General features: G+C 46.5%; 20 protein-coding genes and 1 pseudogene. 4 read left to right on the forward strand and 17 right to left on the reverse strand.

The window, feature by feature from the left end:
- Positions 1-26: 26 nt before the first annotated feature.
- The 13 genes and pseudogenes from HNP82_RS04985 to HNP82_RS05045 form a co-directional block, all read right to left on the reverse strand.
- Positions 27-767, reverse strand: coding sequence for an SDR family oxidoreductase (locus tag HNP82_RS04985; protein ID WP_183772152.1), 741 nt, complete (start codon positions 765-767; stop codon positions 27-29).
- On the reverse strand, positions 757-1,773 hold the full coding sequence (locus HNP82_RS04990) for an SPL family radical SAM protein (RefSeq protein ID WP_183772155.1): 1,017 nt from the start codon (positions 1,771-1,773) through the stop codon (positions 757-759). The genes HNP82_RS04985 and HNP82_RS04990 overlap by 11 nt, the downstream gene beginning before the upstream one ends.
- The gene (locus HNP82_RS04995; protein WP_183772157.1) at positions 1,764-2,648 is read right to left on the reverse strand and encodes a nucleoside phosphorylase-I family protein; all 885 of its coding nucleotides are present in this window, start codon (positions 2,646-2,648) and stop codon (positions 1,764-1,766) included. Before HNP82_RS04995 ends, HNP82_RS04990 begins: the two co-directional genes overlap by 10 nt.
- A gap of 20 nt (positions 2,649-2,668) precedes the next feature.
- Positions 2,669-3,865: an MFS transporter gene (locus HNP82_RS05000; protein ID WP_183772159.1), complete on the reverse strand. Its 1,197-nt coding sequence runs from the start codon at positions 3,863-3,865 to the stop codon at positions 2,669-2,671.
- Complete coding sequence (locus HNP82_RS05005) at positions 3,862-4,383, reverse strand: GNAT family N-acetyltransferase (protein ID WP_183772161.1); 522 nt, start codon at positions 4,381-4,383, stop codon at positions 3,862-3,864. The genes HNP82_RS05000 and HNP82_RS05005 overlap by 4 nt, the downstream gene beginning before the upstream one ends.
- A gap of 50 nt (positions 4,384-4,433) precedes the next feature.
- Positions 4,434-6,299 (reverse strand): extracellular solute-binding protein, encoded by a 1,866-nt coding sequence (locus tag HNP82_RS05010; RefSeq protein ID WP_183772163.1) that lies wholly within the window; start codon positions 6,297-6,299, stop codon positions 4,434-4,436.
- A 9-nt stretch (positions 6,300-6,308) separates the two neighbouring features.
- A complete protein-coding gene (locus HNP82_RS05015; RefSeq protein WP_183772165.1) occupies positions 6,309-7,127 on the reverse strand; it encodes an ABC transporter permease in 819 nt (272 codons plus the stop codon).
- A complete protein-coding gene (potA, locus tag HNP82_RS05020; RefSeq protein WP_183772167.1) occupies positions 7,127-8,170 on the reverse strand; it encodes a spermidine/putrescine ABC transporter ATP-binding protein in 1,044 nt (347 codons plus the stop codon). The genes HNP82_RS05015 and potA overlap by 1 nt, the downstream gene beginning before the upstream one ends.
- A 142-nt stretch (positions 8,171-8,312) precedes the next feature.
- Positions 8,313-8,746, reverse strand: a pseudogene (locus HNP82_RS05025) (PDDEXK nuclease domain-containing protein).
- Between the two features lie 232 nt (positions 8,747-8,978).
- A complete protein-coding gene (locus HNP82_RS05030; RefSeq protein ID WP_183772169.1) occupies positions 8,979-10,175 on the reverse strand; it encodes a hypothetical protein in 1,197 nt (398 codons plus the stop codon).
- 233 nt (positions 10,176-10,408) lie between these two features.
- Positions 10,409-11,611: an ABC transporter permease gene (locus HNP82_RS05035; protein ID WP_183772171.1), complete on the reverse strand. Its 1,203-nt coding sequence runs from the start codon at positions 11,609-11,611 to the stop codon at positions 10,409-10,411.
- A 3-nt stretch (positions 11,612-11,614) separates the two neighbouring features.
- Positions 11,615-12,388, reverse strand: coding sequence for an ABC transporter ATP-binding protein (locus HNP82_RS05040; protein WP_183772172.1), 774 nt, complete (start codon positions 12,386-12,388; stop codon positions 11,615-11,617).
- A gap of 35 nt (positions 12,389-12,423) precedes the next feature.
- Entirely contained in the window at positions 12,424-12,789 is a 366-nt protein-coding gene (locus HNP82_RS05045) for a PadR family transcriptional regulator (RefSeq protein ID WP_183772174.1), read from the reverse strand.
- Positions 12,790-13,090: 301 nt separating this feature from the next.
- Here HNP82_RS05045 and HNP82_RS05050 point away from each other — a divergent pair, with 301 nt between their 5' ends.
- Both HNP82_RS05050 and HNP82_RS05055 read left to right on the forward strand, forming a co-directional pair.
- Positions 13,091-14,341, forward strand: coding sequence for an AAA family ATPase (locus tag HNP82_RS05050; RefSeq protein WP_183772176.1), 1,251 nt, complete (start codon positions 13,091-13,093; stop codon positions 14,339-14,341).
- 204 nt (positions 14,342-14,545) lie between these two features.
- A complete protein-coding gene (locus HNP82_RS05055) occupies positions 14,546-14,923 on the forward strand; it encodes a HEPN domain-containing protein (RefSeq protein WP_243164652.1) in 378 nt (125 codons plus the stop codon).
- A 113-nt stretch (positions 14,924-15,036) separates the two neighbouring features.
- Here HNP82_RS05055 and rsmA read toward each other — a convergent pair whose 3' ends face one another.
- A complete protein-coding gene (gene rsmA, locus HNP82_RS05060) occupies positions 15,037-15,912 on the reverse strand; it encodes a 16S rRNA (adenine(1518)-N(6)/adenine(1519)-N(6))-dimethyltransferase RsmA (RefSeq protein ID WP_183772178.1) in 876 nt (291 codons plus the stop codon).
- A gap of 227 nt (positions 15,913-16,139) precedes the next feature.
- Here rsmA and HNP82_RS05065 point away from each other — a divergent pair, with 227 nt between their 5' ends.
- The gene (locus tag HNP82_RS05065) at positions 16,140-16,826 is read left to right on the forward strand and encodes a hypothetical protein (RefSeq protein WP_183772180.1); all 687 of its coding nucleotides are present in this window, start codon (positions 16,140-16,142) and stop codon (positions 16,824-16,826) included.
- Positions 16,827-16,853: 27 nt separating this feature from the next.
- A complete protein-coding gene (locus HNP82_RS05070; protein ID WP_243164653.1) occupies positions 16,854-17,159 on the forward strand; it encodes a hypothetical protein in 306 nt (101 codons plus the stop codon).
- A gap of 16 nt (positions 17,160-17,175) precedes the next feature.
- On the opposite strand, the gene HNP82_RS05075 is transcribed toward HNP82_RS05070, so the two are convergent.
- From HNP82_RS05075 to HNP82_RS05085, 3 genes are all read right to left on the reverse strand, one after another.
- Positions 17,176-19,272: a penicillin-binding transpeptidase domain-containing protein gene (locus HNP82_RS05075; RefSeq protein WP_183772182.1), complete on the reverse strand. Its 2,097-nt coding sequence runs from the start codon at positions 19,270-19,272 to the stop codon at positions 17,176-17,178.
- Between the two features lie 21 nt (positions 19,273-19,293).
- Positions 19,294-20,379, reverse strand: a complete 1,086-nt coding sequence (locus HNP82_RS05080; protein ID WP_183772184.1) for a trigger factor — start codon at positions 20,377-20,379, stop codon at positions 19,294-19,296.
- A 63-nt stretch (positions 20,380-20,442) separates the two neighbouring features.
- Positions 20,443-21,216, reverse strand: a complete 774-nt coding sequence (locus HNP82_RS05085) for a TatD family hydrolase (protein WP_183772186.1) — start codon at positions 21,214-21,216, stop codon at positions 20,443-20,445.
- Positions 21,217-21,219 lie beyond the last annotated feature (3 nt).

Consider the following 21,219-nt stretch of genomic DNA (forward strand, 5'->3'; position numbering starts at 1 on the left):
TTGTCTTCGTTGTGGACTGGCTGTTTTTATTTTCTCCGGATCTGATGTTTCTGGGGCCTTAATGTAATATCTGTCACGCTCATGGACTCCGGCACTGACAGCACATACATGACCGCGTCGGCCACCTGTTGGGGGGTGAGGTAGGACATCTCATCCTCGCCCTGGCAAAAATCCGCGTTTCTGTACAGATTTGTTTTAACCATGTCCGGATGGATGGTGCAGACATGGACGCCGTATTTCCGGTTTTCATCAAAAAGGCTTGCGGAAAAACTGGAAAGCCCGGCTTTTGTAGCGCCGTAGGCGCAGCCGTGGGGATTTGTCTGCTTTGCCGTAACAGAGGAAATATTAATAATATGTCCCCGGTTTTTCTTCAGATCCCTCAAAGCTAACTGAGACAGTACCATGGGAATTTCCAGGTTAACAGTCACCATCTCGTGAATTTTCGCCGGGTTTAATGTCTCGTGAAGTCCATAATAGGCCGCCCCCGCATTATTGATCAGGCCACAGATATTTTCCCGTTTTAAAAGCCCTCGGATCTGATCATAGAAACTTCCGGTATTTTTCATATCTATGATGAGCTTATGAAAGCCATGGGGCCAAATTTCTTCCCCAAAGTCCCGGCCAACTCCGTACACTTTATAGCCACATTCTAAAAGCCGGCGGGCTATGGCTCTGCCTATACCGGAGGAGGCCCCTGTCAGCACCACAGTTTTGGGATTTTCTGAAAGAGGCGCGCCGGGAATACTTTCTCTAAGATTATTTTTCATTTTTATCGCCTCCATCCCACACAAATATTTTATCCTCATCCACATATACTTTCAGCATCTCCTTCACGGCCCCGGTCATCCGGGCGGAAAGACTGTGCCCATAGTGATAGACCCCATCCTCCGGAATAAAGGGATACCACAAAAGAGGGCTTGCAGGGCGCTGGCGGCGCATCTTTTTCAGATAGTCCACAGAGACGCGGAAAACGCCGATACTGGCGTCCATAATGGACACCGGCTGCGCAAACACCTGGCGGATCAGCTCCCCGTAAACCTCCCTGAAATTTTCCACATAGATCAGCGGGTCAAAACATAGCCGCACCAAAAAACCCTGGTCGGACGCCTGGCGGATCTGGGCGATACGGGTGGCCGCAGACGCGGTATGACTTTCATATTTTTCAATGATCATTTGCGGGGAAAGGGTCCAGGCAAAGATCACATTGGGCAGGGGAGCCAGATCGCCAAGCAGGCCGAAGGCTCCGCTTTTTGTCCGGATCTCAATGGTCAGATTCGGACGGTCAGCAGCAAATTCATACCACCGGCGGACAAAACCGGCCACCCCTTCCAGGGCCATCAGATCCGTGTCATAGGATACACACAGATACACCGGATGTTTTAAAAGAAGGGCATCCACCTCCTCAAAAATATCCTCAAGATTTACAAACAGCACCACATTTCCCGACGGATACATACCCTGAAGATAACAGTATTCACAGTCGTAAATACAGTTCATAATACAGGAAGTATAATAAAAATAATGGTTGCCGAAACTCTGGCATACCGGTGCCCCAGAATACACCAAACGCCCCTCTTTCCGGGCCAGGACCAGCGCCGGAGACTGCTTCTGGCAGTAAAAGCTCTGATGCTTCCGGTTAAACACATCTTTATAATGGCTGATATAAACTTTCTCACTTAAAGGAAAACGCTCAAGAATCTTCTGGGTTTCCGGATGGTGAAGAACCTGGCGCTCAACGTAAATATGAGAAAAAAATTGTCTTTTTATTTCCATGACCGTTCCTCCAAGGCGCCAAGCCATTTCATCCCTTCTTTTTTAGATCCGCACTCTTTAACGGGATAGGTTTGGCAAAAGTCTCTGAGAAGAGCCTCAATATCTTTTCCCGACAGTTTCTCATAATATAAAATCTGGCCAAGTTTTTTCTTCATGGCCGCTGTGGCCCTCAAACACTGAGCTACATGCTCCTGGGCCTGAATTTCACCTGGTGAAAAGACAGCCTTTTTAGGACAAAGCTTTTCAAGGTCAGAGGCGGCGTCAAAAATATCTTGCATCAATTTTTTTGAGCCGCGCCCGCACAGTTCTTTTACTTCTTCGCCGGAACTGGCAGGACGCCTTCCTTCCGTCCCGGCTGCCGGCTGGTCGTAAACCACTTTAAAAAAGAGCATCTGGTGCTGTTCAAAAAACATCTGGGCCGCCTGATAAATCCCGGAGCCTTCCATATCCGCCAGAGAACAGGGCTGATCGTCCATTGTCTTTACTTCCACAGGAAATGTCACAAGACTCTCCTGGGGATAATCTCCGGTCCTAAGAAGCATATCCGGATAAAACCACCGTCTGGTGGCCGCCTCATAAATACTGTGTACCCGGTAAATGCTTCCCCGGCAGAGGGACCCGGTTCCGGCGCAGATACCAAAATTCACAAAAAGATCCTCAGGGCCGGGAGGAAACTGACCACAGACATAGGCTGTGGCCACAGCCCCGTTAATAGTCCCCGGCCCTGTAAGAAAAAGAACAATCTCCGGAATTTCCGGCGTCATGCTGCCTTTAAATAGCTGAACTTTTTCAAAGTCAGCATCTCTTTTCAATTTTAAATATTCAATAAATGGCTGAGCTTCCCAGTACAGAGCAAAAGCCATGTAAATCATCATACCACCCCCGGTGAACTAAGTTACTCTTTATAATAATACTTCCACCGGCGGTACAAAATCATCCCTCCCAAAAGGATCACTGGAAAGATTACCGCGGCGAAAATACCAAGTTTTAAATTGCCGCCGAGAACATTGGACACCATGCCTACCAGACTGGGACCGCCGCCGCATCCCAGATCCCCGGCGAGAGCGAAAAAGGCAAACATAGCTGTGCCGCCCCGGCGAAGGGTCTTGGCACCGATGGAAAAGCAGCCGGGCCACATGATCCCCACAGAAAGGCCGCACAGAGCGCAGCCTGCCAGTGAAAGAAAGGGCACCGGAGAAAAGGCGGCCAGAAAATAGCTGATGATACAAAGAACACAGCTTAACCGCATAAATTTTTCCAGACGGATGTGTTCCCCAAATTTTCCGTAAAAAGTCCGGGACAGGCCCATGGCGATGGCAAAGGCGCAGGGGCCTGCCAGATCCCCTACAGTCTTCGAAACGCCCAGACCCATTTCCGCAAAGGTGGACGCCCACTGGCTCATCCCCTGCTCGCTGGCCCCGGAACAAAGCATCAGCACAAAAAGAAGCCAGAACATCCGGTTCGAGAACAATTCTTTAACCGACATTCCCCGGCCGTCCTCCACAAGAACTTTAATAGGGACTGCCAGAAAGTAGAAAAAGTTAAATAAGGGAATGATTGCCCACAAAAGAGCCAGAACCCGCCAGTGGTCAATACCGGCAACGGCAAAAAACAGGGAGCTTGCCGCCACCACAAACACATGGCCCCAGCAATAAAAAGAGTGGAGAAGGCTCATGACCGCGTCTTTATGTTCTGTGGGACACGCCTCCACAATAGGGCTTATGAGTACCTCAATGAGACCGCCGCCCACCGCATAACAGACAATGGACAGCACAATCCCCACATAGGGATCCGGCATTATATCCGGAAGAAAGGACAGACCGGCCAGGCCGGCCGCGCTGAAAATATGGGCGGCTGCTACACATGGGCGGTACCCGATCCGGTCGGCGAACCGGGCCGCCAGAAAGTCTACAATAAGCTGCACGCCAAAGTTTAAAGTGACAAGAAAAGTGATCTTATCCAGTGTAATGTGATATGTACTCTGAAAAGTGAGGAACAGCAGCGGAACAAAATTGTTGACGATGGCCTGTGTAATATATCCAATGTAGGACGCCAAAATCGTATGGTTATAATTATTTCTAATGCCGTTCATCTTTCAAGCTCCTTCTCATAGGCCACCCGCGGCGTCCCATCTTCTACGAAAATCTTTCCGCACCGGACAAAACCATGTTTTATAAGAAAATGATTCATATTCCAGTTGTCTTCGTGAGTATCCACACGCAGACTGTAAATTTTATTTTTTATGCACAATTTTTCAATATAATCCACAAAAGCAGCCGCCACCCCCTGGCCTTTTGCGTCATCGGCCACGGCAATGCGGTGAATAACCCCGTAAGGGCCGGCAGTTTTCCACTGCCCTCCATAAATTTTCCTGTAATTAGGTTCTTCCCTGAGACAGAGGGCGGCCGTCCCTGTAATACGTCCGCCACATTGACAAACATAGCTTTCTTTCCGAGTCATGTCTTGCAAAAAATCCTCTTTTTCAGGATAACCGTCATTCCACTGACGAATTTTATGTTCTTTCATATAGGCTGCCGCCATGGCAATGATTTCCATAATCCGGGGCAAATCCTCCTTTTCTGCCCGGCGGATCTCTAATTGGTTATTCATAAATCCTCCATAATACTGATCTTTTATCATATTGCCGGTCTTTTAACCTATTATTGTGCTTTCACCTTTGTCCACAGCTCAGCAAACAATTGTTTTATTTCTGTATCCTGATATACAAAAATCTCATTATTAGCCCCATGGATATCCGGAACGTAAGCCCCGATCCCCGCGTAAGTTGTCTCCTGCATGGCCTCATAGGCGGATGCAACAACGGAAGTGTAACCTACATATTCTGTATTTGCCAGGGCCACATCGTCTCTGAGCATAAAATCAATAAACTGATGGGCCAGTTCTGTCTCCTGACAGTCTTTTGTGATCACCATGGCGTCATACCAGAGATTGGTCCCCTGCCCCGGCGTATAATAATCCATATTTTCATTCTCACTCATAATATAGGAAGCATCGCCGGAATAAACAATGGCCAGGGCCTTATTTCCGCTGATCATATTGTCGATCACATCGTCCCCGGCGTAAACCGGGTTCATCGTATCCCGCTGGGCAATAAGCCAGTCGTAGGCTTTCTGGATCTCCTCCTCATTGTGGGTGTTCATAGAATAGCCAAGGGCTTTTAATGCCACCATAAAGGAATCCCGCTCACTGTCATACATATAGAGATTCCCCTTATATTTTGGATTCATCAAAACATCCCAGCCCTGGGAAATATCTTCAGAGCTAACCTGAGTGGTATCGTAAAGAATCCCCACCGTCCCCCAGAAATATGGCACCGAATAGACATTGCCCGGATCATAGCTTTTATCCATCACCTCAGACATAAGTCCGTCTTTATTGGTGATCCTATCCCACTGAATGGGCTGGAGATATTCCTCCCGTATCAGCCGCTCAATCATATAGTCTGACGGCACAAGAACATCGTAGCGCTCACCGCTGCTTAACTTTGTGTACATCATTTCATTGGATTCGAAAGTGTCGTAGATGACCGTACAGTCATATTCATCTTCAAACTGCGTCAGCAGATCCGGATCAATGTACTCCCCGGCATTGTACACATACAGTGTTTTTTTGCCGCCTTTTCCGGCCGCCCAAATCCCCGCCACAAGACAGACAATGATCAGGCAGGCTGCTGCCGCCCCAATATATGTACGTTTCCTGTGCTTTGAGTAGGAATTTTCCGTATTTTTCTTCTTTTTCCGGATCACCGGGATAACATTGACACAAAGAAGAATTACCACAATGACCACAATCACAATGGTAGACAGGGCGTTAATCGTTGGATTGATCCGTTTGGTCATATTATACACAATGATGGAAATATTTTTTACCCCATTTCCCGACACAAAATAGGAAATAACAAAGTCGTCAAAAGACATCGTAAATGCCAGGAGAGCGCCGGCAAACACGCCGGGACGGATCATTGGCAGGATGACTTTAGTCAGCGCCTGGAAAGGCGTGGCCCCAAGATCCATAGCCGCGTTGGCAAGATTTGGGTCAAGACTGCGCACTTTGGGATACACGCTTGTGATCACAAAGGGGGTGCAGAAGCTGATGTGGGCCAGAAGCATGGTCCAGTAGCCTTTGGGCATCCCTATGGATGAAAATAGCAGCATCAGGGATATAGCTGAGACAATATCCGGATTCAGGATAGGGATATTATTTACGTTAAGGAGATATTCTCTTAAAAACTTTCTTGACTTTGACAGTCCCAGGGCCGTCATCGTCCCCAGAACTGTAGAGATCACCGTGGACAGCAGCGCCACAGTCACCGATACATAAACTGCCGACATGATCTCACTGTTGGACAGAAGATCTTCGTACCAGCGCAGTGAAAACCCGGTAAAATTGGTCAGCGATTTTGACGAATTAAAGGAATATATCACTGTGACCAGGATCGGCAGGTAGAAAAATATAAAGCACAGGGCCATATAAAATCTTGATAAAAAACGTCTTAATCTTTTCATCTGCCCCTCCTAGTTCTCTTTCGTGTCGATTTTTTTCATAACTTTCATAAAGATCAAAATGACCGCCGCTAACAGCAGGGAAATGGCACTGCCGAAATTCCAGTCGCCCACAGATATAAACTGGCTCTCAATGAGATTGCCGATGAGGACATACTGTCCGCCGCCAAGGAGCTTTGGAATGACAAAGGTAGAGATGGACATAAGAAACACCATCAGGCATCCGTTGAGGACACCGGGCATGGACATTTTTAAAATGATCTTCTGAAAGGTCTGGACGGGATTAGCCCCCAGATCGTAAGCCGCTTCAATAAGAGAATGATCCATTTTGCTTAATGAGGTGTGAATAGGAATGATCATAAACGGCAGAAAATTACAGACCATCCCAAGGATCACGGAAAAATCCGTATACATAAGACTCAGCGGCCCAAGGCCAAGTTTGCCCAGAATGTTATTGACAATGCCATGGTCCGCCAGCAGATTCATCCATGCGTAAGTGCGCAAAAGCATGTTGATCCATGTAGGGATAGTCACGCCTAAAATCAGAAGTCCCTGAACTTCCTCCCGGCATCTAGCGATAATATAAGCCAGGGGATAGCCCACCACAAGGCAGATCACCGTTGTGACAACGCCCATCTTCACGGATTTCCAGAACACATTCAGGTATGTAGGCTCAATGATCTTTGCGAAATTGTCCAGAGTGAAATTCAATGTTTTTACTTCATTCCCGCTGGTGGTAAAAGCGTAGAGGGCAATAAGGATCAACGGCACCGCGATCATCAGGGCCGACCACAAAATATAGGGATAAGTTAATTTTCTAAAATGCTTCATTAGTATCCTCCCATCCGGCACATGACATGGATATCCTCAGGGCCAAAAAGAAGGCCCACTTCCCGTCCCACCGGGGCGAAATCTGTTGTGTGGATCATATAAGTACGCGCAGATGTTTCCACAAGGATCTCATAATGGACCCCTTTAAAAGTGACTGAGCGGACTGTCCCTGTGATCTTGGCCCGGTCCGGCTCCACAATATCCAGATCCTCAGGGCGAAGGACAACCTCAATAGCCTCGTTGTCCTCAAAGCCTTTGTCCACACATTCAAACTGGAAGCCGTCAAACTCTACCAGGTAATCTTTGATCATAATTCCATCAATAATATTGGACTCACCGATAAAACTGGCAACAAACCGGTTTTCCGGCTCGTTGTAAATATCTGTTGGCGATCCGATCTGCTGGATCTCCCCGTCATTCATAACCACCACTGTGTCGGACATAGACAGGGCCTCCTCCTGGTCATGAGTCACGTAAATAAAGGTGATCCCCACCTCCTGCTGGATCTTTTTCAGCTCCCGCTGCATATCTTTGCGCATTTTCGCGTCCAGGGCTCCCAAAGGCTCGTCTAAAAGCAGCACTTTAGGTTCATTGACAAGGGCCCGCGCAATGGCCACTCTCTGCTGCTGCCCGCCGGAAAGAAGGGTCACATCCCGGCTACCAAAGCCTTCCAGCCCCACAAGCTTTAACATCCGCTCCACCTTCTGCCGGATCACATTTTTGTCCATTTTCTTAATGTTCAAGCCAAAGGCAATATTTTCAAAAACATTCATATGGGGAAACAGGGCATACTTCTGAAACACAGTGTTGACTTCCCGCTTATAAGGCGGCACTTTGGAAATTTCAATGCCGTTAAACAATACCTGGCCGTCGCTGGGTTCCTCAAACCCGGCGATAATCCGCAGAGTCGTCGTCTTTCCGCAGCCGCTGGGCCCTAAAAGGGTGAGAAATTCATTTTCATAAATATCCAGGTTAATGCCCCGAAGCACCTGCTGATCTTCAAAATTTTTCGTAAGGTTTTTCAATTCAATTAATTTATTCATCTTCCGCTTGTCCACTCCCTTAATATCCCATTAAAATGACGGCGGCGTAGAGATCCACAGGATCTTCGCCGTGCGTTCCCACTGATTATTTAAAAATTAGGGACTGTCCCCCCTTATAAAAAAACGTCTTTTATCAAAATAACTATGACTTTTCAAAATTATCTTTTAATATATTAAATACCAATCGTTCTAAGTCTTCTCTATTTGGCAAATATAACTCATACTTTGAAACAAACAGATTACTGTCCATACCATAAGTTGCGTACTCCACTAGCAATTCATCTTTATTTCTACTCATGATAATACCGATCGGGGCATTATCATCCGGCATATTCTCTTCCATAGCGAAATATCCCAAATACATATAAAAGTAAAACCTTTCCCCAATTCCAAAAGAAATTTTTGGAGATTATCAATTAATCTTTGTTCCAAATCGCTTTCCGTATACTGATTTGATTCCGCCAGATTTAAAAATTCTAATGTATATGTGTTTTTTATAACATCCTCTGGTTTCTGAACCTCGATTCCTCGTTGTGCTAATGATAAAATTCCTTCTTTATCCCTGCTTACTGCCAAACGCAGAAATAATGCTGAGTCTATTTGTCGCTGAAGTTCTCTAACGCTCTAGTTTTCATTAACAGTTTGCCGCTCATAAAAACTCCGCTCCAAATCGTCATCAAGCTTAATTTTACCTATAGTATATCCATTCCACAGCGCAAAATCAACCAGACTTATGCTCCAATATGTATTTCCTATTATTTTCCCCGAACGGGGGGCGCACAGGGGGATGCCCGCGGCATCCCCCCTTTTATGCCAGCTCCATGTACCAGTAGCCGAACTGCCCTGGCCCTATGGCGCTGGCCCTCACCGGTTTAAACTGGTTAAAGCCAAACATCCGGGCCATAAACCGCTCCCGCTCATAATCCACACCGGGAATGCCGAAAATAAATGTGCCATCATTTCTCCGGGCCATGATCAGATGGCGGTAGCTGTAATATCCGTGGAGGAGAAAGCTGTTGCCGGCCAGCCGCCAGTATTTCATTGGCAGCATGCCGATATCCTGGGGTTCCATGCGGACACAGGCGGTAATCTGGTCGTCGTCAAAGGGAAACATGCGCATTCCCTGATCCATGATCTTTTCCATAGGGGACTGGCTGCCGCCGACTTCCTCATTGCCGCCATTTTCCACGCCTGTTTCGGCAGATGGCTGTACTTCTGCTCCCGCTTCCGTCTCTGGCGGCACTGTTGCCGTTTCAGCCATCTCCCCGTTCGAAAATTCCGCGGCTTCTATAGGCACAGTGCTGTCCAGCTTTTCAGGGAGATCAGAGTCGCCAAAATGGCGGAAAGCGTCAAAGGCCGTTTTCTGCTGCGGCCTTTCCCGGGACTCTCCGCCCTCTGCCGATACCTGCCCACTCGCCTCCTCTCCCTCCGATGCCGGCGCGCTCTCCTCCTCTTCTGCCAATGCCGGCGTTATCCTAATCTCCTCCTTTTCTGTCAATACCGGCGCCGCTGCGCTCATCTCTATATCTTCAGCGGAAAACAGTGTCCTCCCCGTCTGTGCCGCTTCGGCTTCTTTTTCCGGCTCGTCCCTATAGGCTTCTGCCGGTTCCTCCCCCAACGGCGCAAATGTTTCCACGTTCAAAGCCTCGTCGTCCCAGCCTGTACCGTAAATTTTCCCATTGTCTCCCCGGATAATCATTCCTTTAACATCTTCCAACGTATAGCCGGACCCTTCAATATTTTCCGAATCTGTCACCGCGTCCAGTTCCCCGGTATTGTTCTGGGTGACCAGATTTCCAAGATAAATACCCATGAGACGGCCTTCCCGGCGCACAAACATGTAGGCTAAAAATCTCACATCGCTTTTATGGTACATATTTTTCATAGAAATGGTAATACGGCACTGACCGTTGCGGCTCTCCACCTTTGCGAACCCGGTGTTCATTGTCTTATTTCCCTGTTCATAAAGATATATATATGAAATAAACCGATGATACCCAGCCATACGCACTCCTCCTCTATTCTGTGGCCACACCCTGTTTGGATATACACTACTTTATGCCTGGGAACACCAATTTATTCATTGAGGTATTGCGGATTTTCCGCTCGACGTTCTCCGCTTTGGTCGGCGCTAAACGCGTGCCGCTGACACGCAGCGCCTCTCCGGACATATCGCAAAAAAAGCATGGCAGACCGGAATTTATTTTCCGCATCTGCCATGCCGTAAGTATTACGCGGTCAGGCGTTGAACATAAAATGCTCACTGTTAAATGCTTTAATAATGATGCCTGAAAGGATGGCGCTAAATACCAGCGTGCTTCCAGCCGTCAGTACAAAATGTATCACGGTCAGCTCACGGGTAAAAATTTCACCCAGGGCGAGAGACACATTGTAAACCGGCACCACATATTCCCATGTGTCATGCCCTCCGGATGTTGACAGCATGGTAATCATGCCGGCAACAATAACGATAATATATAATGGACTGATGTACGTGGTTGCTTCCTTCATAGTCTTCGCCAGAACGGCCACCAGTCCCACAAGGGAGACGTAGAAAAAGGCCAGAAGAATCATTAAAATAATAATCATGATCACCTGGGACGGGGTAAACCCAATGGCCATATTTCCTGTACCAAGAGCCTGGGGCATTGCAATGACCAGCGCTACAATGTAGATCACAGCGCTAAGCATGGACATACATGTGAGCGCCAAAAGCTTTCCAAGGACAATGTCGCTGCGGCGCACCGGGGTTACGAGCATACTCGCCATAGTTCCCCGCTCTTTCTCGCCGGTGATGGTGTCTGTTCCAAGGCTCATCGTTCCGGCAAACAACAGGATAGTAATGAGATAAGGCAGAAGCATGGATAAAATCTGTCCCGCCGCCCGCTGTTCGTCAATAATCTCTCCGCCGCCCTGGGCATTTACCGTAAATATAGTAAGCATTCCAAGATCGCCGATCCGTTCTTCAAGAAGGGATGGTCGCAGTACGCCGTCCAGCGCCGCGTTCAGCCTCGTCCATGCTTCGTTGGAATAGTCTTCCGACGGATTGTAAAAGACCTGGATATCCGGGACAGCGCTTCCCTCGGTGTAATTTTCCACCTGTTCCATGAAATTTTCAGGGAAAATCATAATCAGGTCAATATTTCCCTGGGCTACCTGCTCTTTCATAGAGTCCAGATCTGCCGAAGCATCAAAGACTGTCATCTCAGCCTGGGAAAAGAAGTCGTCCAGGTAGGGACTGATCTCCTCCGGCATATTTTCCACATACACAATGGACTTGTGAGATTCAATATCCTGAGTCATGCTCTGCGCCAGATAGCCCATCAGAGCGTACATGCCGATCATTAAGATCACCGGAAGGATAAAGAGAGAAAAGAGCATCTTAGGCTCTCTGAAAACCCGGCGCATTTCTTTATTAAATACAACTTTTAACCCTCTCATAATTTATGCCTCCTTCACATTCTGTCTGTAAAACTCAAAGAAGGCATCTTCAAGATCAGATGTCTGCGTCTGCGCTTCCAGTTCTTCCAGCGTTCCCATAGCCGCCAGGCGGCCGTCAATAATAATAGCAATTCGGTCGCACAGTTTCTGAGCTTCCGACATCACATGGGTGGAGACAATAACGGTTTTCCCCTGCTCTTTTTCCATACGGAGATAATCCAGCACAGCACGGGCCGTAATAATATCCAGGCCGTTGGTGGGCTCATCAAAAATAATTATTTCCGGATCATGGACAAGGCTGACCGCAATGGAAACTTTCTGTTTCATACCTGTGGAAAGTTCTTCCACTTTTTTATTTTTAAAATCTGTAATGCCGAAATATTCAAAAAGTTCCTTTTTCCGGGCTTCCACCAGAGAATTATCCATGCCCCGGAGCCGTCCAAAAAAGGAAAACAGATAGTCCGGCGTAAAATACGGATCCATTTTAATCTCATTGGTAAGAAAACTGATCTTTGCCCGCACTTTTTCTGAGTCCCGGCAGACGTCCAGCCCGTCAATGGAGATAGAGCCGGAGGTAGGTTTCAGCAATGTTGCCAGACATCTGAGAGTTGTGGTCTTTCCTGCACCGTTAGTGCCGAGAAGTCCGAAGATCTCCCCCCTATCTACGGTCAGCGAAAGATCGTCCACCGCTTTTTTCTGGGTATCTTTTGTCTTGTGTTCTTTTTGCTGCTTTTTACTCAGCTTGTAAATTTTGGTCAGATTTTTTATCTCGATCATAAAACCTCTCTTTCTGAAGCAGATTGTGCCTGGTGTTAAGTAGGTTCTGTCCCTTCGCCGTCTTCCCAGGCGGCGGTCTGGGTCCCTTCCTTCTTACAGGAAGCCACCGTCCTGGCACACACAAGCATCTGCTCAAGGCGATGGATTTCTCTGTCCAGAACCTCCCCCCCCTTTTGGGTCAGGGCATAGCCTTTCCTGCTTTCCTCCTGCCAGGTCTGGACAATCCAGCCCTTTTTCTGCATCTTTCCCAGAGCGCCGTACAATGTGCCGGGTCCTAAATGGAGAGTGCCGCCGGACAACTCGTCTGTCATCTTCATAATATTGTAGCCGTATCCGGCGCCGGCAGACAGACAGAGGAGAATGTAAAAACTTGTTTCCGTCAGCGGTTCATATTTTTCCATAAGCATCTCCTTCCTTATCTGCTGCCTTTATCACAGGCAAAATATATCGTGCTTCGTTATATATCATAGCACGATATATGGAGTGTGTCAATGAATTTACCTTATTTAACATAAACACTAGAGAAGACAAGCAATGATAGAAAGCATAATTCTATTGATAAGTACGAAAGATAATTGTAAAATGAAAGTATATTACATGTAATTTTAATACATTTAACTTAAATATTTGCAAAAAAACCACAAATCAAATTGTTAAACGGTAAAATACATGATATAATATTTTTTAAAAGGAGGATGCGCAATGTTATTGGAGTTTAGCTGTTCTAATCACAGATCAATTAGAGATGAAGTTCTTTTTTCCGCAATTGCAGGATCGGACAAAACCCACGCAGAAAATATAGAAAAAGTGGCAGATATCGAGGTCCTAAAGTCATCTGTTATCTATGGCGCAAACGGCTCAGGCAAAAGCAACTTAATAGATGCAATAGCTTTTGTAAAAAACCTTGTTGCAAATAGCATTACCCATCAACCAGGGCAGGGAATTTTACAAGTACCTCATAAATTGGAAAGCTACGACCAAAAAAGCAATTATAAAATTCAATTTATAGTTGATGGAGTTCGCTACGCATTTGGTTTTTCATTGAGGAATATGCTCGTGACAGAAGAATATCTTTATTATTTTCCCAAGGGCCGTCAAACAAAAGTTTTCGAACGCGCAGGCGAATCGTATTCAGCGGGACGTAATTTTCGCAATCGTTTTAACAACTGCAAGGATGTCCTTAAACCCAATCGTTTGATGCTTTCCTGTGCTGCAAATTTTAGTTCTGTTGATGAAGTAACTGCTGCATATCGCTTTTTCAATGAAGAGTTGGTAATTTATAGTTCAATCAACCAAGACAATTGGATGAACTACTCACTACATCAAATTAACACTAACGCAGAAATAAAGGCAACAGTTTTAAAATTTTTAGATGCACTTGGCACTGGAATTAAAGATATTCAAATTGATATTAAAAAAGAAGATTTTGATGTTTCGCATCTTCCTCCTTTTTTATCAGATGAATTCAAAAAAATTCTTTTACAGCAGAAAGTAGATGCAATTTCTGCTAAGATTTTATATGAAGAATTTGAAACAGATTTGATTTCAGAAGAATCCACGGGCATAAAGAAACTTTTTGGATTATTATGTCCATTTATAGATATTATGGTTAACGGAAAAGTATTGGTCTGCGACGAACTTGAATCAAACTTGCACGAATCGCTTCTTTTTGGATTAGTAAAACAATTCATCACCACTCATGGAAGCAAGCCTGCTCAACTGATTTTTACAACTCACGAGACAGGTTTATTAAATTTGGATTTGTTCAGACGCGATCAGATCTGGTTTACAGAAAACAAATCCTCAGATCGTTCAACTGACTTATTTTCGCTTACAGAAATTAAAAATGTTCGAAAAGATGAAAACTTTGGAAAAGGTTATATCGCAGGGAAATATGGCGCCATTCCAATGCTAAACCTTAATTTTGCCAATGTAATCTCATCCGATATGTAAGTGGGGTGATGATATGGCATATAGAAATATTTCACTTACTCCACGTGCAGAAAATACACGAGATGCGCGCCCTGTGCCAACACCCATCCAATTCTCGCTGTCTGAGATTAAACAACATTTTGTAGGGAGTATGGATGAGGTTTAGTTAGAATGTTTTCCGGAAGGTGGCCAAAAACTGAGAAATATATGTAGTTTCAGATTCCTATGAAAAAAGTAGAAAATGCTATAGCTACTTTACAATCGAGTGATTGGTTTTTTGAATATCTGAATAATCGTTTTAGCAGGGATGTATTTTTATCGTTTGAAAGCATAAGGGATCAGTTAAACCTCATTGGCATACAGTTTAACAAAACTATGGAAAGGGCTTTTCCTAGTGAAAATCAGCAAGAATCGATAAGAATTGGAAAAGAAACTATAACAATGCTCTTTCGTCGAAGAAATGAAATAGCACATCAAAACGACAGAAGCCACGCCTCTGCAGAACAAACTGATATTGCAAAAGATTTCGTTGAAGATTATATCTCAAAAATTGAATCCATTGTCAACGCTATACAAGAAATTGCTGAAGAAATAGATACGTAAAAGAATAATTTAGATTTAACATCTTTAAAAAATTTTTTAGGGGAGAGTAACTTCCATAAGTCACTCTCCCCATTTGGCATTATCTCTTTTCCGCTATTCTCTTTCTCCATAGATCACAACTCCCCGGACAGCACGTTGGCCAACTGGGCGAATTGCTCCAGAGATAGAGCTTCCCCACGAACCGTGGCCGGCAGGCCGGCAATGGCCAGAGATTTCTGAATCTGATCTTTTGAGGCGGTGATTTCCGGCGAGTTGCTCAGGGCGTTGACCAGAGTTTTGCGGCGCTGATTAAAGGCCGCACGAACCATACGAAACATGAGATGCTCGTCCTCCACGCAAACCGGCGGCTTTTCATGGCACGTCAGGCGGATAACCGCCGAATCCACGTTGGGCCGGGGCATAAAACAGTTGCAGGGCACATTGGCCACAATGTAGGGCTTGGCATAATACTGAACGGCCAGAGACAGTGCCCCGTAATCCTTTGTCCCCGGTCCGGCCTCCATTCTCCGGGCCACTTCTTTCTGGACCATCACCGTCACATTTTCCACAGGAACATGACTCTCAAACAATCCCATAATAATGGGCGTTGTAATATAATAGGGCAGATTGGCCACAACCTTTATAGGCCGTCCATCATTGTACTCATCGGCCAGCGCCCGAATATCCAGCTTTAAAATATCCCCGTGGATAATCTTGACGTTATCATATTCCTTGAGGGTTTCGTCTAAAATAGGAAGAAGGTTGGCGTCGATCTCCACAGCCACTACCTGCCGGGCGTTTTCCGCCAGATACTGGGTCATTGTGCCGATACCGGGGCCGATCTCAAGAACCATGTCATCCCCGGTCACATTGGCCCCTGCGATGATCTTATTTAATACGTGACCGTCAATAAGAAAATTCTGGCCGAATTTTTTCTGAAAATTAAATTTATATTTCTGAATAATCTCTATGGTCTTTTTCGGATTTGAAAGTTTTTCCTGGTTTTCCATAAACATCCCTTTCTCAGTGGTAATGCCGCCGCAAAAATGGCTGCAAAAAGGTTTTTATAAGTATCGGACAGGGGTGAAGCCCCGCAATGAATTTATCATACCAGACATAAGCCCTGGGAACAAGGGCTTGACTGGAATAACTTGCGAGTTTTATACTAGAAATAATTACTCATGTACTGATACGGTTCCCCATAACAGGGAAAATATCTTGATAAAAGGTGATATCTATGAAACATATAAAATGTAAGATGTTATTGCTCCTATCGGCCATACTTTTGGTGTTTTCTTCCGGATGTTCCCAGTTTTTTGACCGTTCCGGATATATACAGGATATGCTGGACGCCACATACAAAGGGAAGTTTGAAGAATATGCCCGGATCACCGATTCCACTGTGGGTGAGATCGAGTCCGATTACAATGACTTTATCCAGCATGAAACGGAAGTTTTTCTCCGGTATGCCGGGCTTTCCCAGGATGACGTCATTCCCAACGATCTTTTGGATCAGATCGCGCAGGCCATTAAGGAGCTGTACAGCCAGGTCCGCTACACGGTGAATGAATCTGACCGGGACGGCAATGTAACTATTAATATAGAACCTCTGGACGTGTACAATGGGCTGTATCCTGAATTTCTCGCCTTTAACCAGGAATTTCGCCAGAGAAATAACAATTATGAATTTCAGGACTACACAGACGAGGAATTTACGAGAGAATATCTGTCGCCCCTGATCCAGCTTCTCACAGAATACGCCGCCGCCCCCACCTACCGGGAGCCAGTGACCGTCATAGTAAATGTTTTTCTGAGTGACAATGGAAAGTACGTGATCTCCGACGAAAGCGTGACAGCAATTTACAATGCCCTGATTTATTACTCCATTGACAATAACTCTGCGTCAACCATATCCGGAACCTGACAAGAAAATACGTCATTCTGGATAATTATGAATTTAGGAGATATAGATATGCAATCACTTTGTGGTACAAACTGCTGCAGCCAGTGCAGCCACCGGACAGAATGCGGCGGCTGCCAAAATATAAAAGGACATCCTTTGGGCAAAAGCTGCATTGCCGCCGAATGTATTGAGCAAGACGGAAAAAATGGATTTCTGAGATTTAAAGCGCGCTTAATTTCAGAAATTAACGCGCTTGAAATCAAAGGGCTTGCTAAAGGTGCTTTGGCGTTGTCGCTGATAAGCATTATATCCTCGTATGTGAGTATGGCTGTAACGGAGCTGACCCTGAAATAATCTTATATAAAAAGCGTTAATCTGTGCCGCTGCGGTACTGTGTGAATGCCTCTGCCACTTTAGGCACAACATAGTGACTGCCATCCCTGTCAAGAACGTCTTCCACCATCATCAAAATTAATATAGGGTCATCGGTATTATCAATTTCATAGGCTACAAACCATCCAAGAGCAGTGCCGTTGGTATCATCCTGGGAATCTTTAATCTCTGCGGTACCGGTCTTTCCGGCGAGGGTAACTCCGGCGGATAACGCCTGGGTTCCCGTTCCTTCGCTGATGACCGTTCTCAGATCCTCGTTGACAATCTGAGCAGACTGGGCACTGAATACATTGGTTTTCCAGTAAGTTCCGGGAGTAACCGCCTCTTGGCCCAATTCCTCGCTGTTGGTCACAAGATATGGAAGAAGCATATTTCCATCATTCATAAAAGCGGAATACATGGAGGCCAGGTGGATCGGATTGACAAGCATCTCCCCCTGTCCGTAACCGCTGTTGGCAAGCATAACTTCATCGGAAGATTCCTCCAGTGAACCGTAAGAGGAAGTCCCCAGTGACATGGCAAAAGGCAGGCTCTCGCCAAATCCCACTTTTGTCAGGCCGTCGATAAATGCCTGGCGGCCCATATTTAATGTCTGCTGGGCAAAATAAATGTTATCTGAATAAGCCAGGGCTTTCTGCAGAGTCACATCTCCGTAAGTTTCCAGGGTCGTCACAAAAAGGTCCCCCCAACTGCTGTCCTTCTGCCAGCTCAGCCCGTTGCTTGGTGAAACTTCATCGGGATCAATGGTTCCGTTATCCAATCCGATAGCCGCTGTAATCGGTTTAAAAGACGAACCGGGCACCCATGTGGATGTATAGCGGTTATACAGAGGCAAATCTTCATCTGAGCTTAATGCCTCCCAACTGCTGTTGGTAATGCCGGCCACAAACTCATTGGGATTATAGGACGGCGTGCTGACAAGGGATAGTATGGCTCCGGTCTTCATGTTCATGGCTACGGCCAGTCCATTATCATCGCCAAGCTGTTCATATAAAATCTGGCACAAGTTGGTGTCAATGGTCAGATGAACATCCTGGCCATCCACCGCCGCCTGATATCCGAGAGTTTCCTTCACAGACCCGTCACTGTTGAGGATAAGGATCTCACAGCCCTCTGTGCCTCTTAAATAAGATTCATAAATTTGTTCCAGGCCGCTTTTTCCTACAATACTGTTGCTGTCATAGCCCTGATCCGCCATGGTTTCCAGCTCCTCAGCACTAATAGCCTGGACATAGCCGGTCAGATGGGCCAATGTAGCTCCATAAGGATATTCTCTGGCACTTGTGGAATTTACCATGACACCGGAGATCTGGATCACCTGGTCAATTAAATCCTGGTTATCCGCCGCAATGGAACGGATTGGAACAAATACATCATCAGTCACCCACTGGGCGCTAAGCTGCTCATTAATATAATCCACAGACACTTCCAACAGTTCAGCGAGTGCCGCAATATCTTCATCCCTTGTGGTTTCTGACATTTTCCCCGGAACCAATCCCACGCTGGCGCCCTCCCCGTCACAGGCCAGAATATTACCATTGACGTCGTAAATGGTCCCGCGCTTTGCTTCCAGAGTATTGACCCTCACTGTGTCTGTATCATCCAACTGTGGGAAGATCAGGTTGGAACTCCACATGATCTTGTATTCTCTCTGAGAATCCCGGCAGATCTGCATCGTATATGTATTATCCAGAGTTCCCGCAGGCGTGTCCACCGTCATCTGATAGCGGTAATACCAGCCCTCGTCATCCTCACCCTCCCGGCTCTCCAGAAGGGTAAAGGTGATATTTTCAGCGCTGATACCGTTAAAAATATTTGTATAGCGGGCCGTCACTGTCTCCTCATCCACAGTGGCCTGGATATCTTCATGGACCAGACTGTAAATCTGTCCATAGTTGCCATTAGTCACATCATCTACATAAGCATCATAGACCGCCTGGGTTGCCGCCTGGCTGTCTTCCCGGAACAGATATATCCAGGCGTAGACAGCAAAGGCCACAAAGACCGCCACAAGAACGACGGTAATACCGATGACTACACCCAGGTGATTTCCTCCTTTTTTTCTCTTGGACATAAAATTCCTCCTTCCAAAATTTTACTCTTCTGTAATCTGGGCGGAATCTACAACAAAGTCCACCACCCGCAGGCCCTTTACGTCCTCTGCCATACCATCGCTGCCACGATCCTGTTTATAAGCGTCCACCGCGTCATAGCCCTGCTGCTGTGAACACTTCTGAATCTCTTCATCTGTGGCATTATCCCCATTAATATTCTCCGCCTGGGCGATGGCGTCAATGACCAGACGCTCTTTAATCTCCTGTTTTGCGATATCTTCTATAGCGGCTGTGTATTCATCCATAGTCACGCCCTGATAAGTCTGAACATAATCTTCCAGGGACATTTCAAAATCCCGAGCTGCGGACTGATCATAGCTTGTGTACTGGTCAACAATTTCCTGGACTTCCCCGGAATTATAGGCCACCACCTGGGCATTCTCCAAAACTTTGTCCCACACAGCGTTTCTTCTGTTCTGCTCCCGCTCATTTTCCCGGCTTGTCTCAAGAGCCTCCCGGACCATCTGCCGGTACTCATCTACCGTCTGGCAGTCAGAGATCTGGGACACAAATTCATCGGTCAGCTCTGCCTGCTCCTCTGAAACAATATAATTCACCGTCACCTGGTAAACAGCATTTTTTCCCACAAGATCTTCCTGGGGATAGCCTTCCGGGTAAGTGACAGAAATATTTGCCGTCTCCCCCGGCATAACACCGATCAGGCTGCTTTCTGCCCCGTTAAAAAACACGCCGGAGCCGATAAGGATATTATAGTCTTCCACAGAAGACTCTGGGATCTCCTCCCCATCCATGTATCCGGTGTAATCCACGTTCACCGTGTCCCCGGAAGCCACGGCCCGGTCTGTGATCTCCCCTGTAACAGAAGCATTTTCCACCGCGGCCATAACCGCATCCGTCACCTCATCGTCGGTCACATCGGGAAGCTTCTCCACGGTCACCGGCAGTCCCTTATATTCCCCCAGTGTCACTTCACTTTCCACATCCTGGATCATGCTTTCCTCCGCCGTCTGTTCTCCGGTATTCTGATTTTTAGAGGAACATCCGGAAAACAGGAGACTCCCTGCCAACGAAAAAGCCATAATCGCTCCAATCAACTTTTTGTCCATCTTCATACCACCTCTTTTTATGACCAGCCCGGTCCTTGCATGTTAATGCTCCCGTAAAAAGACTTATGCCTCCATACGGTACAGGGCCATGGCATTTCTCCATGTAACATCTTCCACCTTCTCCCTGGACAGCCCCTTGATCTGACTGATAGCCTCAACCACATAGGGAAGGTTCAGGGATGAGTTTCTCTTTCCCCGGTTCGGTTCTGGAGCCAGATAAGGGCAGTCCGTCTCAAGGACAATGCGCTCCAGAGGAATATCCTCCACTACAGCTTTCACTGTCCTGGCGTTTTTAAAGGTGACAACACCGCCGATGCCGATATAATATCCCATTTTTACATACTCCCGCGCCATCTCCACAGAGTAGGAAAAGCAATGGATCACACCGCCAAGATCCCGCCCGTGGGCCCGCATAATATCCAGGGTATCACAAGCCGCGTCCCTAGAGTGGATACTTACTGGGAGGCCGCACTCCCTGGCCAAATCAAGCTGACGGATGAACCATTTTTTCTGATTTTCCCGCACACTGGCATCTTTATCCCAATAGTAATCCAAACCGATCTCCCCCACAGCCACCACTTTTTTAAGCTCGGTGAGACTTTTCAGCCACCGGCACACGTCCTCGCTCATCTCCCCCGCGTCGCTGGGATGAACGCCCACGGCCGCGTAAATAAAGGGATACTTCTGCGCCAGGGTCACAGCCGCTTTCGTGGATTCAATGTTGGCACCAATATTCACCACCCGACCGATATTATGACCGGAAAGGCTGGCAAGCAATTCTTCCCGGTCTTTATCAAACTGCTCATCATCATAATGAGCATGGGTATCAAAAATCATATT

Origin of the sequence: Catenibacillus scindens (assembly GCF_014202115.1) — a bacterium.
Classification (GTDB): domain Bacteria; phylum Bacillota; class Clostridia; order Lachnospirales; family Lachnospiraceae; genus Catenibacillus; species Catenibacillus scindens.